Annotated in this window: 7 protein-coding genes and 1 pseudogene; 4 read left to right on the top strand and 4 right to left on the bottom strand. The window is 71.2% G+C overall.

Annotated features, from left to right (window positions below; genetic code table 11):
* Window positions 1-6: 6 nt before the first annotated feature.
* Genes QTH97_RS32270 through QTH97_RS32285 form a run of 4 tightly spaced genes read left to right on the top strand, consistent with a single transcriptional unit; the run spans window position 7 to window position 9,147 of the window.
* Complete coding sequence (locus tag QTH97_RS32270; RefSeq protein WP_286572672.1) at window positions 7-1,593, top strand: hypothetical protein; 1,587 nt, start codon at window positions 7-9, stop codon at window positions 1,591-1,593.
* Complete coding sequence (locus QTH97_RS32275) at window positions 1,590-3,431, top strand: eCIS core domain-containing protein (protein WP_286572673.1); 1,842 nt, start codon at window positions 1,590-1,592, stop codon at window positions 3,429-3,431. The genes QTH97_RS32270 and QTH97_RS32275 overlap by 4 nt, the downstream gene beginning before the upstream one ends.
* Entirely contained in the window at window positions 3,428-5,677 is a 2,250-nt protein-coding gene (locus QTH97_RS32280) for an AAA family ATPase (protein ID WP_286572674.1), read from the top strand. The genes QTH97_RS32275 and QTH97_RS32280 overlap by 4 nt, the downstream gene beginning before the upstream one ends.
* Window positions 5,677-9,147 carry an eCIS core domain-containing protein gene (locus tag QTH97_RS32285; protein ID WP_286572675.1) on the top strand — a complete coding sequence of 1,157 codons (3,471 nt, stop codon included), beginning with the start codon at window positions 5,677-5,679 and terminating at the stop codon, window positions 9,145-9,147. Before QTH97_RS32280 ends, QTH97_RS32285 begins: the two co-directional genes overlap by 1 nt.
* An 11-nt stretch (window positions 9,148-9,158) precedes the next feature.
* Here QTH97_RS32285 and QTH97_RS32290 read toward each other — a convergent pair whose 3' ends face one another.
* The 4 genes and pseudogenes from QTH97_RS32290 to QTH97_RS32305 all read right to left on the bottom strand — a co-directional run.
* Window positions 9,159-9,944 carry a hypothetical protein gene (locus tag QTH97_RS32290; RefSeq protein WP_286572676.1) on the bottom strand — a complete coding sequence of 262 codons (786 nt, stop codon included), beginning with the start codon at window positions 9,942-9,944 and terminating at the stop codon, window positions 9,159-9,161.
* Window positions 9,945-10,164: 220 nt separating this feature from the next.
* Complete coding sequence (locus QTH97_RS32295; protein WP_286572677.1) at window positions 10,165-11,127, bottom strand: hypothetical protein; 963 nt, start codon at window positions 11,125-11,127, stop codon at window positions 10,165-10,167.
* A gap of 4 nt (window positions 11,128-11,131) precedes the next feature.
* Window positions 11,132-12,097, bottom strand: coding sequence for a sigma-54 interaction domain-containing protein (locus QTH97_RS32300; RefSeq protein WP_286572678.1), 966 nt, complete (start codon window positions 12,095-12,097; stop codon window positions 11,132-11,134).
* A gap of 753 nt (window positions 12,098-12,850) precedes the next feature.
* A pseudogene (locus QTH97_RS32305) lies at window positions 12,851-13,167 on the bottom strand (transposase family protein); the annotation flags it as partial.
* Window positions 13,168-13,654 lie beyond the last annotated feature (487 nt).

Genomic DNA, 13,654 nt, shown 5'->3' on the forward strand with positions numbered 1-13,654 from the left:
GCCGCCATGGACCTCGAAATCCACCGCCTGAGCCTCGCGCTGCGCCTCGCCGGCGACCCGCAGCGCCTGGAGCCGGTATCGCGCCGGCTGCGCGACGTTGCCGCCGGCCGCATCGAAAACGCGCTCGCGCACGTCGAGCTCGCCGGCCCCAGCGAACCGGATGGCGGCGAGATGATCTTCATCGACCGGCTCGACCTGCATTGCGGCGCCAACACCGCCTGGGACGACGCCGTGATCGCCGGCCATATCGCGCGGCGCTTCGCGTCGGCGCTGCAGGCGCGGCTGGCGGAGCCCGGACTGCTGCGCTTTCGGGATCGCGCCGAGTTCGTCGCCGCGGCGCTGGTCGGCTTTGCCGAAGGGCGGGCCGAGCGCTGCTGGTGGCTGGCCGAGTTCGACGGGCTGCATGCGCTGAGCCGCTCGACCGCACTGCGCACGCTGGTGATCAGCGAGTCCGATGCCGGCGTCGCGGCGCTCGCGCGGCTGACCGACGGCGCGCTGACCAGCGTGCTCGGCACGCTCGGCGATGGCGACGGCATGCGCCTGCTCGCCTGGTTCGGGCTGCGCGGCGGCGCCGCGCTGGCGCCCTTGGCGGCGCTGTGGCCGGCCGCCGCGGCGCTGCCGCCGGCCGGCGCGACGACGGCCTGGCTGCGCGCGCTGGTCGCTGCCGAGAGGGTGCTGCCCGGCAGCGCTGGCGTCACGACTTTGCGCTGCCTGCGCAGCCTGGCCGCGCTTTACGCGCTGGCGCGCGACGGCGCCTTGGCGCCGAGCACGCTCGGTGCCGACCCCCGCGCGGCGCTGCACCACGCGCTGGCGGCGCACCGGTTGGCCGCCGAGTGGCTGGAGGCGGCTGCCGACAGCGACGTAGCGGCGCTCGCTGCCGACCTGGCACAACGCGCCGGGGCCACCGGCGATCCGCACGACCGCGCCGCGTCCGCGGCCTGGCTGGAAAGCCCTCACGGCGGCCTGTTCGTCCTGCTCGGCCGCGCCCAGCGGCTGGGTTGGATCGGGCGCTGGCAAGCGCTGCTGCGCGCCGCGTGGCCGCTCGCGGTCGGCCCTGCGCTGGCTGACGAGTCAGACGACCCGACCCGCGGCGCCGATGCGCTGTGCCGCGCGCTGGTGCTGCGGGTCGCCACGCTCGCGCTGGCAGGGCCCGACGCGGCGCGGGTGCGGGCCGATCCCGCCGTGCGCTCGGTGTGCGGGCTGGACGCGTCGGAGAAGCTCGTTGAGCATCACACCGGCATGGCTGTGGCCGCGCTGCGCGCAGTGCTGCGGGTCCGCCCCGCGCCGGCGCTGGCGCCCCGCGGCAGCGCGTCGCCCGCGCTGAAGCACCTGCTCGCCGAAGCCGCGACCCGGTTGCTCGACGATTGCGCCCGCGCACTGCCCGGCCTGCTCGGTTCGTCGCCGGCCTTCCTGCGGGCCCAGGCACTGACACTGCCGGTGCGGCTGCAATCCGGCACGGACGGCGCCGACAGCCTGGCCTGCCTCGGCCGCGCGCCGCTCGACGTGCTGCTGGTGCTGGCCGGCGCGAAGCGCATTCGCATCGAGTTGCCGGGCGTGCCGGCGATCCGGTGCGTGGAGGACATCGGAGCATGACGCAGGACCGTGCCGGCTCGACGATCCGCCGCCGCGCACCGGCGCGTGGCGGCGCCGTGGTGCTGCCGAAGGCATCGGCCGTCGCTGGCAGCGGCGTCGGCAACCTCGACACCCAGCGCTCGGCGCAGCGCGGCGCGGCACCGAACGCGTCGTCCCCGCGGTTGACGGATCGTGACGAAGCGGAGGCGAATCACATCGCAGACCGGGCCTTGCAGCGCCCGGCGGGCGCCGCCGACGCGGGCGCGCCGTTGGCTGGCCCCGTGCCGTCCGGGTCGCGCCCGCTGGCGGAACCGGGTTCGCCGCTGCCGGGTACCGTGCGACGCGACATGGAGCCGCGCTTCGGCGCGGACCTGGGCGGTGTGCGCATCCACGCCGGCTCGGGCGCGAACCAAGCCGCGGAGGCACTGGGCGCGCGCGCCTTCACGCTGCGCGAGCACATCGTCTTCGGCGCCGGGAGCTACGACCCGGCCGGGCCGACGGGCCGCCGCCTGCTGGCCCACGAGCTGGCGCATGTGATGCAGGGCCCGGGTGCCGGCAGCGGTGCGATCCGGCGCGAGACGGCGCAGGAGATCAAGGACCGCTACATGAACTTCGGCGGCCTGAACCTGCAGGAAGAAGAGTTGGGCGCGTACCTCACTGGGCTGGCGCGCGGCGGCCAGTACACGCTCGTGACGGCGGTGATCGATGTGCTCGACGACTCGGACACCGACGACGTGGCCGGCGAAGTCGTGGGCGCATTGACCGCCCGCGACCTCATCCGCATGGCGCGCGCGCCGGCCGCGGTGTTGATGCTGCGCCGTATGAAGGACGCGATCGGCGACTGGTCTGGCTGGGTCACCCGCGGCGAGGCCCACCAGGCCGACCTGCTCGGCGCCGTGCTCGACGATCCCGGCGCCCGCGGCGCCTGGAACCGCGCGCGCATCGGCACGATCAAGGAGGCCGCCGGCAGCGACCTCGAGGCGCTCGCCCGCGTGTTCGAAGACGACGAACTGATCGACGACGGCTCGGTCGAATCGCGCCTCACCGCGGTTCTGGGCGCCACGCAGCACCTCGTGATCCCCGGGCTGCAGACCGGCGTGGAGTTCAGCGACACCGGGTTCGCCGGCGACCAGGCGCCAGGCGGCAGCGGTTTTCGCGATCCGCATCCGTCGAGCCGTAACCAGCCCGGCCACTTCCTAACCGCGGTCGGCCTGGAGTATTCGCCCGCCACGGTCTCGCGCGAGATCGCGAACTGGGCGTTCTTCTGCGGTGCCATCGGCGCGCCGCCCGAGGTGCGCGCCGCAAACACGATCCGCGCGATGGTGCTGGCGCCGGCGGCAATGAGCGATGCGGACGTGGCCGTGCGGCTGACCATCGGCCACGAGAAGGCGCCCGATCCCGCCAGCGGCCTGTTGCAGGGGCTGGAGATCCTGGCGGCCGGCTTCGTCGAGGACCTGCTGCCCGGGCCCGAGCGCGAGACCGAGGACGAGCACGACCGCCGCGTCGGCGAAGCGATGCGGGCAGAAACGCTGCGCCGGGTCACGTCGATCATCACGACGTTCCGCACCCAGTTCGGCGCCGCCGCCGACGCTGACGTGGCCGCCTGGAACGAAGCGCTGGCCGCGCTCGGCAATGGCACCACGCTGGACCTGGCGGCAGCCGAAGCGCCGCTGGGCCGCATCGCGATCGACCCGGCCGGGCGCGGCAACAGCATCCAGGATCTGCGGCTTAGCCTCGTCGGCTGGAAGCTCGGGCAGTTGATCGCTGCCGGCACGTTCGCCGACGGCGCGGCCGTTGCGACGTGGATCCGGACGAACCTCGGCGGCGCCGCGCCGGGGGCGACGCCGGCGGCACCATGAACGCGACCGTCGCCGCCAGCTTGCAGCACCCCGCGTTGCTGAGTGGCGGCTGCGGCCTGCCCGCGCCGGAACTGCAGCGCCTCGATGCGCTGATCGAACGCGCCATCCTGCGGTTGCGGGCGCGCTACCAGTTGTCGCTGGATGAATTGCGCGGGCTGTACATCAGCGACGAACAGGTCGATGCGCTGATCGCGGCTCCGACCGCGCAAGGCGCCGCCGGCCCAGACCTGGACAAGCTCGAACGCCGCCTTGCAGCGCTGCACACGGCAATGCAGCGGGCCGAGCCTGATGCGTCACCCTGGCAGCAACTGCTCGCCGCCCAGCACCTCAGCCGCGCCGAAGCCGACGTGCTGCTCGCCGCGCTCGCGCCCGAGCTCGACCCGCGCTACGGCCCGCTGCTGGCCTACTTGAACGACGATGCGGCGCGGCGCTGGGCCACACCCGAACTGGCCGCGCGGCTGTTCGGTGATGACCCGGTGCAGGAGCACGCGCTGCGCGCCGCCGCGTCGCCCGGCGGGCGGCTGTTCGAGCGGGGGCTGATCGAATGGCACCCCGCCGCGCGCGACGCACCGGCGCGCGCCCAACGCGGCCTGCGCGTCGCGCCGCCCTTGGCTGACTGGCTCGCCGGGCTGCCGTATGCCGACGAGCGGCTGGCAGCTGCGGCGCGCTGGTGGTGGCCGGCGGCAACGCCGCGCCTGCCGCTCGGCGGCGCACTTGGCCAGCGCCTGGCGTGGCTGGCCGGCGCGCTGCACGACGGTGCGCCGTGGCCGCTGGTCAGCCTGGCCGGCGCCGATCCGGCCGAAGCGCTTGCGGTCGCGCACGAGCTGTTCGCGCGCGCCGAGAGGCCGGCGTTGCAGATCGACCTGCAGGCGCTGCGCGGTTCGCCGACGGCGGACGAGGTCGTGCAGGCGGCGCGGCTCGCGAACACGCTGTTCGGCGTCGGGCTGATCCTCGCACCGGCGTCGGCGCTGCTGTCGGGCGGCGCCGAGCCGGCGGCAGTCTTCGAGGCCGGCCATGCGCTGGCCGAGCTGTGCGCGCAGGCGAACGGCGTCGTGCTGATCGACACCGAGCGCCGCGCCGGCAGCCGGCTGCTCGCCGACGCCGGGCGCCGCGAGGTGCTGGAGCTGCGCCTGGGCGACCCGCCGCTGGCCGAGCGCAGCGCGGCCTGGCAGGCGGCGCTGGGCGGCGCCGGCGCGGCCGTCGACGCGGCGGTGCTGGCCGAACGCTTCACGCTCGGCCCGGCGCGCATCGCGCAGACGCTCGCGGTGGCGCGCCGCAGCGCCGCGCTCGAAGGCTGCCCGCAGCTTGACACCCGTGGCGTACTCGACGCGGCACGCGCCGTCTGCGCCGCCGCCAGCTCGGACGTGACGCGCAGCGTGCAGACTGTGTTCGAGTGGGACGACCTGGTGCTGCCGCCGACCGTGCATGCGCGGCTGCACGACATCGTGCGCGCCGTCGAGCTGCGCGGCCGGGTGCTCGAGCAGTGGGGCTTCGGCCGTCGCCTCGGCGCGCAGCGCGGGCTCAAGACGATGTTCGCCGGCGCCAGCGGCACCGGCAAGAGCATGGCCGCCGCGCTAATCGCGAAGACACTGGCGCTGGACCTGCACCGCGTCGAGTTGTCCGGCATCGTCTCCAAGTACATCGGCGAGACCGAGAAGAACCTCGACCGCGCGTTCGACGCGGCGCGCAGCGGCAACGCGATCCTGTTCATCGACGAAGCCGATGCGCTGTTCGGCAAGCGCTCCGAGGTCAAGGACGCGCACGACCGTTATGCCAACGTCGAGACCGCCTACTTGCTGCAGAAGATGGAGGACCACGACGGCGTCGTGATCCTCGCGACCAACCTCGCCAACAACATCGACGGCGCGTTCTCGCGCCGCATGCATTTCGTCGTCGAGTTCCCGCTGCCCGACGTGCCGCGCCGCGAGCGCCTGTGGCGCGGCATGTTCCCGCCGGCCGCGCCGCTGGGCGCCGACGTCGACTTCGGCTTCCTGGCGCGCCAGTTCAGCTTCGCCGGTGGCGACATCCGCAACATCGTGCTCGACGCCAGCTTCGCCGCCGCCCAGGCCGACGAGCCGATCACGATGGCGCAGTTGCTGCGCGCGGTGGCGCGGCAGTACGCGAAGCGGGGGAAGGTGGCGAGCGTGGCGGAGTTTCGGGAGTACCACGCGCTGTTGACGTCGAGTGCCGACGGCGCGAGCTCCGAGCCTTCCGCCGACACCCGGCGACACGGGCTGAACCGGTGATGGACAAGGTGCGTGCCCATGCGCCGGCGAAGCCGGCGCCAGCCACCCGCTCGGCGTTGACGCCTCGCCCTTGTAGCGCCGACGCGGACTCGGCGCGCGCATGCGGTGCGCAGCCGCTGGGCAACCAAGCGCTGCAGCGCGCTGCGCGCGCAGCCGGCGTGCAGCGCACCGCCGCGCCCGCGTTGCTGCAGCGCCAATGCGCGGCCTGTGCCGCGCAGCACGAAGGAGACGAGCGTCTGCCCGATGTACAGCCGGCACGCGGGTCGGGCAACAGCGGCAGCGGCGTGTTGGACGAAGCCTCTGCCAACGAGGTCGTCGCAGTGCAGCGCGGCGGCGGCGCGCCGCTGGCACCGGCGCAGCGCGCCTATTTCGAGCCGCGCTTCGGCCGCGATTTCGGCGACGTGCGCGTGCACACCGGCGACCGAGCAGCGCGCAGCGCGCAGTCGCTGGCGGCGCGTGCCTACACCGCCGGCAGCGACGTGGTCTTCGCCGCCGGCGAATTCACCCCCGACAGCAGCGGCGGGCGCAAGCTGCTCGCGCACGAGCTGGCGCACATCGTTCAGCAGCGCGCCGGCGTGCGACTGAAGGGTGGCATCGGCGTCGATGGCGACGAACACGAGCGCCAGGCCGATGCGGTCGCCGAGCGTGTCGCTGCGGGCCGCAGCGCCCGGTTCCTGCTGCGCGGCCTGCACGACGGCCGGGCGGCGCCGGCGCGCACGCCCGTGCAGCGCAACGGCGCCGACGTGCATGCGACGGAAACGAAGTCCGCGTTCGCCGCGCGCGTGCACGCCAAAGCCATTGATCGTCTGACGCGCAACATCGGCGCGCTCGACCGGTGGGCCGACTACATCGGCTCGATGCAGGGTTTTCAACTGCAGGCGCAGCTGCTCACCGGCATGGCAGTCGAGTTCGCCACCGTCGCGGCGCCGACGCCGGCCGGGCGCGAACGTTTCGAAACCTTCGCCTCGACGCACAACGACGCCGAGCGCGACTTCGAGGCCTCGCGGTTGGATGTCGACGCCCCGTATCGCGAGCGCTCCGGCAGTTTCATGGGATTCCTGGCCAGCCAGACGCAGGGCCACTGGACCTCGCCATCGGTCGCCGAAGGGCTGCAGGTCATCGCCGGCGACCGCAGCCGCGAGTCGCTGGCGGCGCCGCAATGGGTACCGGCGGACCCGCGCTACAGCGAGTACGCCGGCGCGATCCGGCGCTTCCAAAGCGGCGAGAGCGGCGGCTGCCAGACCTGCCACGACATCAACTTCGCCTGGCAGCGCACCGCCGAACGCTGGGGCGACCCGCTCCCGCGCGGTGACCTGTTCAGCACGCTGCACGACCGCCCGCTGCCGGGCGGCAGCGCGTTCGGCGGCGGTGCGTTGAGCAGCGGCGATCGCGAAGCGTTGGGGCGCTTCATCACGGGTCTGCACGCCCCAGGCAGCGGCGACGCCGCTGCGCCGAGCGCGACGCTGCTCGCTGCTGTCGCGCCACCGGTGGCGACCGATGCGGCCGGCGCGACGGGCGCGGGCGGCGCGGCAGCAGCGGCGCCGAACCCCTTCGTTCCCGACACCCCGCTGCCGAAGGGGGTCGAGACACCGCCGGCGCGCACCGACCTGTGCGGCATGTTGCCGCCGGCCGAAGACGCTGAACGCAACCCTGATCTGGCATCGTGGGGCCCGGGTTCGGCAATCGTCGCCGATGTCGTGCGCCGCCTCGACGCGGTACTGACGCCGCTCGGACCGCGCGGCTATCGCGTGCTCGGCCCCACCCATTTCGATTTGCTCTACCGCATGACGCCCGAAGGCATGGAAGGCGTTCGCGACGGCATCGTCGCGCGCATCCACGACCGCCAGGGCGACTATCGCAAGCTGAGCGCCGACATCCGGGCCGGCAGCATGCCTTACGAGGAGCTGTGCCCGATCGTCGACGAGTTGCTGCCCAGCACCAATGCGCTGGTGCGCATGCAGGCGCTGGACGATGTGCACCGCTGGCAAACGCGCGAACTGGTGCTGACCGTGCTCGAGCTGACCTTGATCGCACTGAGTTTCCTGGTGCCGCCGCTGGCCGTGGTGACGGTGCCGGCGGGGATTGCGCTCGGCCTGGCGCGTGCCTCGCTCGGTTTCGACCAGCGGCGGCAGGGTCGGCAGTGGAGCCAGGCCATCGGCAGCGGCCTTGTCTCGCTGACGCAGCAGGCCGAAGCGCCCGGTCTGGTCGAGCGCGGCAACAAGAACATCGGCTTCGGCCTGCTGTCGGCAGGGCTGTCCGGGCTGGGCACCTTCAGGCTGGTGCAGGAAGCCGCCGCCAGTGCGCGGCTGATGCGCGCGCTCGAAGAAGGCGCGGTCATCACCCACGCGGCCTATCCGGGTGTGCGGCTGCTGGCGCGGCAAGGCCGACTGCTGCTGATCACCGACACCGGGGAGGTGCTCGGCTTCGGCATGATCCGCAACGGCCAGCTGTTCTGGTCGCCGCTGCGTGTGCCCTATGCGGGCGCAGGCGGCGCGGCCGATGCCGCCGGCACCGGCTCGGCGCTGGTGCCGGCCGGTCCCAGCGCGTTGGTCCCTTTCGCGCCCGGCGGCGGCTTCGCAGGGACGAGCGGGCTCGTGCCCTACACGGGAGGCGGTGGCCCGCTGCTGGCGCCGTGGACCGGCGGTGGGGGCGGTGCCGGCGTACTGGCGCCGTGGCGCACGCCGCTGGCCTTGACCGCCGGTGCGAGCCGCGCGCCGCTGCTGCTCGGCTCCGGACGCGGCGCGTTCCCGATGCTGACCGGTGGCCCGCGGTCACCGCTGCTGCTGGCAGCGCCGCCGTACGAGAACTTCGCCGACCTCGGCACGCAACTGGCCGCGCAGCCGGGCAGCGGCTTCGGCGAGTCGCTGGTCTGGAGCGTCACCCCCGGCGGCACGGTCTTCGCCACGCCGCCGTTGTCCGGCGTGCCGCTGTATGCGCCCGACGCGATGCTGCCGCCGGCGAGCTACTTCGCCGGCGGCGGCCAGTCGCGGCCGTGGACGCTGTCGGGGCCGCTGCGCGAACCGTACACGCCCTTCGACGTGCTGCCGGGGCAGTCGGCGACGAGCCGCAGCTTGTCGCAGGTGCGCTCGGCACGCGGCCCGAACTTGCGCGGGACGGCCGGCGAACAGCACATCGCCGAACTCAGCGGCGGCGAGCGTGAAGTGACTTTGCAACTGCCCGCCGACCTCGCGCGCCGCTCCGACGTCATCAGCCCGACGATCGCCGGCGGCGTCAACCAGGAAGTGAAGAACTACCTGCGCTACATCGGCCGCGGCGGCCCGGCGCGCGAGGTGCCCTGGAGCCGCTTCATGCAGACCGAGATCGACCGCGACGCGATGATCATGTTCTATTACAACCAGCAGGCCGTGTGGGTGTTCACCGATGCGCCGCCATCTGCGGCGCTGATTCAGGCGCTCGACCAAGCCGGCATTCCGTACATCATTGCCGCCGACCGGTTGCCGCTACCCTGAAATACGATCCCTCACGGTGAGCCACCGCCGGCAGGTGCGGGCGTCAGACGCACGCCGCCGGAGCCGGCTGCCGAGCTGTCGCTGTCGTCCTCGGTGAGCACGTACACGCCGTAGACGATCCCCCCGTAGATCACGGTGCCGATGGCCGCTTCGGTGACCATCTGGCTCAGGGTGACATAGCCGTTGGCGATCGGAAAACGTACGCCTTCGGGAATGCCCTTCAGGCCGTTGACCTTCATCTGCGCACGTGTTTCGGCCAGTGCCTCCTCGACGTACTGCAGCAACGCCGAACGCTGGTACCCGTTCATACGGATACTTGCGCGCAGGTTGCGCAGCGGTCTGAACTTCGGCGAGAAGAATGAATGAACCTCCTCGTGGTAGCGCACAAGCGCCCGGTCGGCCGCGCTGCCCTTGCTCGACACGGTGATGTTGCCGAAGGGGTCGGTGAAGCCTTCGCCGGCCGGCAGGGGCGGGTCTTGCGTCACGGTGGTCTTGCCCTTGAACGCCGTGCGCACGCCGAAGACTGTGGCCACCATCTGGATGCCGCCGCCGACGCCGCCTTCCCAGCGCTCTTCCTCGCTGCGGTTCAACGGCGTGCCGGAAAGGACCGATTCATCGGTGGCGGCCTCGTAGATGCCGCTCACGCCGGTGGCGTCCCCCAGCGCAGCGCCGATGATGCCGAACAAGCCGCCTTTGCCGGTGGCCTTGGCTTCGGAGCGGCGGCTGAACCGCGAGTTGACGAAGCTGCCGGCGAGCAGCGCAGCGCCGATGGCCAGCGCCACCGTGCCCGCCGCCAAGAGGCGAGGCTGTCGAGCCAGGAATCTTCCTTGGCCATCTCGGGCCGGCGTAGTAGCGCTTCGAGCCGCGCGCGCAGTTCGGCCATGCGGCGCTCGATTTCGTGCTGGTCGGCAGAGAAGAGGAACGCCTGCAGCGAATCGAACTGCGCGCCGGCGGGAACGTCGAGTAGCAGGAAGTCGGCGCGTTCGGAACTGCTCATCGCCGTGCCCGGCTCGGCCATCAGGTTCGGAAGCCCGGAGGCCTGCACGAGCTGCTCGCGCTCTGCGCCGACACCGACAGCCGCATGTGGTAGGCGAAGCCATCAATCGCGCTTTGTCCGTCTAGCCGCATGCTGAGTACGCCGACGTTGCCGACCATGTCGAGCACTTCGTCGATGCCGGCCACCGGGTTGCCGCCGGTTTGCTGCGCCCAGCGTTCCATCGTGAAGTGCACGTTGCCGGCCATCTCGACAATGCAAATGCGGCCCTTGTCGTCGCGGAACTGGATGCTGCGGCTGTAGACGATGCGCATCGGGTAGGCCGGCACGTCCACCGGCGGGCCGATTTCGCGCAGCGGGTCGCGCGACACGGTGATCACGCTGACCATTGGGTTTCCGGTGTCCTGGATGATGCCGATGCGCGTGCTGCTGTAGATGCGCCCGCGCGCGCCGATGACCTCGGAATCGAGGTCGAAAGACTGCGAGCGCAACGTCCCTTGTTCGATCTGGACTTGGTTGACGTCGACGCGCGGCTTCGGCTCGCCCGGCCGTAGCTGCAGGCGCGCCGCGGCCTCGCGCTCGCGCTGGTTCACGGCCACCGTGTCGGGCATCCATGCCGGTGGTTCGTAGTTCAGTGTCATGCCCGGCGGCGCAGCGCGGCGCGGCGCATAAGGGCGGCCCTGCAGCAACCGCGCGGCGCCGGCATGCGCGTCGGCTTCGAGCTCGACGCGGCTGCCGAAGGGCCGACCGGCGGCGGCGAACTGCGAGCGGTGTACCGCTTCGTGAGCGCGAACGCGCGCGCCCAAGCCGCTGCTGTCGAGCCCGGGGGTGTAGGTGGTGACGCCATCGCGCGTGCGCGCCAGCGGTGCTGCCCGGCGCAGCACGCGCGGCACGCCAGCGCTGCGCGCCGGTGGTGTCGGCGTCAAGGCCACCGTCGTAGCGGCGCCAGCGGCACAGCGCACGGGCGCGGCATGCGACGCGCGCATGGCTTCAGTCGCGCCGCACGGACTTGCCGTGGCCGTCGCTGTGGAAACGATTCGAATCGATGCTGTATTTGCGCATCAACTGCCAGAACGCCCGCCGATTCTTCGCCACCGAATCCGCTGCGTGCGTGATGTTGCCGTTGCACTGCGCCAGCGCGTTCTCGATGTAGCGCCGCTCGAACAGCGCGACCGCGCGAGCCTTGGCGGCCTGGAACGATTCGGCGTCGGGTGGGGCGGCGGGGGGCTGAGGCAGGTCCAGGTCGGCGGCGCGCAGCGTGTCGCCAGCGGCGAGCAGCACGCCGCGTTCGATCGCGTGCTCCAGCTCGCGCACGTTGCCGGGCCAGGCGTGTGCGCGCAGCCGTGCGCGGGCGTCGGCGGCGAGGCCTTCAACCGGGCGGCGGAACTGGCGCGCGTAACGCTCGACGAAGTGCAGCGCCAGCGCGATCACATCGTCGCCGCGCTCGCGCAGCGCCGGCAGCGTCAGGCTCAGCACGTTCAGGCGGTAATACAGGTCGGTGCGGAACGCGCCGCGTTCGCACAGGCCGTGCAGGTCGCCGTTGCTCGCGCTGATAATGCGCACGTCGGCGCGCTGCACGCGGTTGCTACCGACCGCGCGGTACTCCTTGTCCTGCAAGAAGCGCAGCAGCTTGACCTGCGCCAGCGGCGGCAGGCTGTCGACCTCGTCGAGGAACAAGGTGCCGCCCTCGGCTTGCGCGACCAGGCCGATGCGGGTTTCGTGCGCGTTGGTGAACGCACCGCGCGCGTGGCCGAACAACTCGGCTTCGACAAGCTCGGCGGGAAGCGCCCCGCAGTTGATCGCGACCCACGGGTGGTCGGTTCGCGGGCTCAGGTAGTGCATGGCCTGTGCGACCAGTTCCTTGCCGGTGCCCGTCTCGCCGAGGACCAGCACGCCGGCTTCACATGCGGCGAACTTAAATATGCGATCGAGTTGCGCCAGGAAGGGCGGGCTCATGCCGATTAGGCTGGCGAGCTTGGGGTGGCGCGCCGGCATCGGACCGGCGGCGGCGGTGGACGCTTGCGGGGACGGCGCTGAACTTGTGCAGAGCTTCCACAGCCTGAGAAGCAGTTCTTCGCGCCGGCAGTCCCAGGGGATGAAGTCATGCGCCCCGCGTGCGAGTAACCCCCGCAAGAATGCCGGCTTTACTGAGCGCGTGACGAAGGCGATGGGCCTGCCTTTCGTATGGAGCGCCTCGATGATGCCCCTCGCCCAAGGAATGACGTCGCCGTTGACCAGTACTATCGTTGCGTGTATTGGCGGCTCGGACGCGGGCGCGTTTGAGGCGGGCCCGTTCGAGCACTCGCTCTCGGCGTTGGCGCATCTGTGCGACCGGGTCTGTGACACAGGATGCTTTGCTGCCAAGACCACCGGGTGCAACACGAGGTCGTCTCGATGGCCGACATGACTTATCCACTCGGCAATCCAGCCCGAATGTCGCTCGTTCGCGATAACGGCGAGGTGCAACTGCATGTTAAATGCCTGCTTGAGGCCAGATTCCGATGCGGGAGCGCGAGTTTAGTTGTGGTTTGCATGCGAGTCATCCCCTGGATCGCGGAGATGGTGGCTTTCCTGCCCGCCAGTCGGTCAAGCACCACCAGAGACGATCTGCAAACCAAGCCCGCCCGGGCTTGTTTACTTCGAATCGATCTTGTCGGCGTTGTCACGTTGACGGAGGCAAAGCGCAAAACCAGTAAGGCGGATTGCTGCTCAAAATGCAACGGACGGATTTTGGGCGCTGCCTGTGAAAAGACGCCACGATTCGAAGCGCGCGGCAACTGCCCACGATTGAGCGAGGCCCGCAGCAGGTGGCGCTTGAGCGCAAAGCGCTGGCGGATGGGACCGAAGCTTGCGAGAAAAGCGTGCGTGCGCTCGGGCTTGCGAAAGCCTCGCATGCGCCGCTCGCGCTCACGGGTGGGCTGATGACTGTTTTCGGCGCGGTTGTTCACGCGGGCGCAGGCCTTCAAGAACACGTGCCGCACATTCGCAAGCTCCGGGACCTCGGCCTTCGCGGCCGAGTAGCTGCGGTGGATAGGGGTAGGAAACGGCTCTCGCCGTCCCCTCCCTCCGAACCCGCTGTGCAGTTCTCCCGCGACGGGCTCTACAGTCAGTTGTTTCCGCACCGGGATTGGCGCGCCAATTGATGTGAGCTTCGGACATCGTGAACAGCCAAGATTGGCGAAGAAGGAATTTGGCCATTGTTTGTGATCGTTCAGACATCGTCGCGGACCCGGTCGGTGCTTCTGTTTTCGCAACATCGCCCGCAATCGACGCCGAACAAAGCCGTCGATTGACGAGAACGTGAACAGACGACCGCGCGCCCGCTCCTCTGTTAGATGCTATGTGGGACTACCCGAGAGAGACCCGTTTAGCTACAACGGGATTTCCTTAACTTCTTGGCAGAGGAGATGGTATGGACGCCTCCCTCCCGCTAAACGACTGCGAAGGTGGAGGATTGCCGCTGGTGACGGTGGGGGCCTCGCAATCGACGGCATCGAGTGCCAAAGTGGAAGT

Source organism: Variovorax gracilis (assembly GCF_030317115.1).
Lineage (GTDB): Bacteria > Pseudomonadota > Gammaproteobacteria > Burkholderiales > Burkholderiaceae_C > Variovorax > Variovorax gracilis.

Coding starts and splice junctions, on each gene's coding strand:
- QTH97_RS32300 (WP_286572678.1), bottom strand. CDS start 12,097: ATGAGCCCGCCCTTCCTGGCGCAACTCGATCGCATATTTAAGTTCGCC.
- QTH97_RS32275 (WP_286572673.1), top strand. CDS start 1,590: ATGACGCAGGACCGTGCCGGCTCGACGATCCGCCGCCGCGCACCGGCG.
- QTH97_RS32270 (WP_286572672.1), top strand. CDS start 7: ATGGACCTCGAAATCCACCGCCTGAGCCTCGCGCTGCGCCTCGCCGGC.
- QTH97_RS32285 (WP_286572675.1), top strand. CDS start 5,677: ATGGACAAGGTGCGTGCCCATGCGCCGGCGAAGCCGGCGCCAGCCACC.
- QTH97_RS32295 (WP_286572677.1), bottom strand. CDS start 11,127: ATGCGCGCGTCGCATGCCGCGCCCGTGCGCTGTGCCGCTGGCGCCGCT.
- QTH97_RS32280 (WP_286572674.1), top strand. CDS start 3,428: ATGAACGCGACCGTCGCCGCCAGCTTGCAGCACCCCGCGTTGCTGAGT.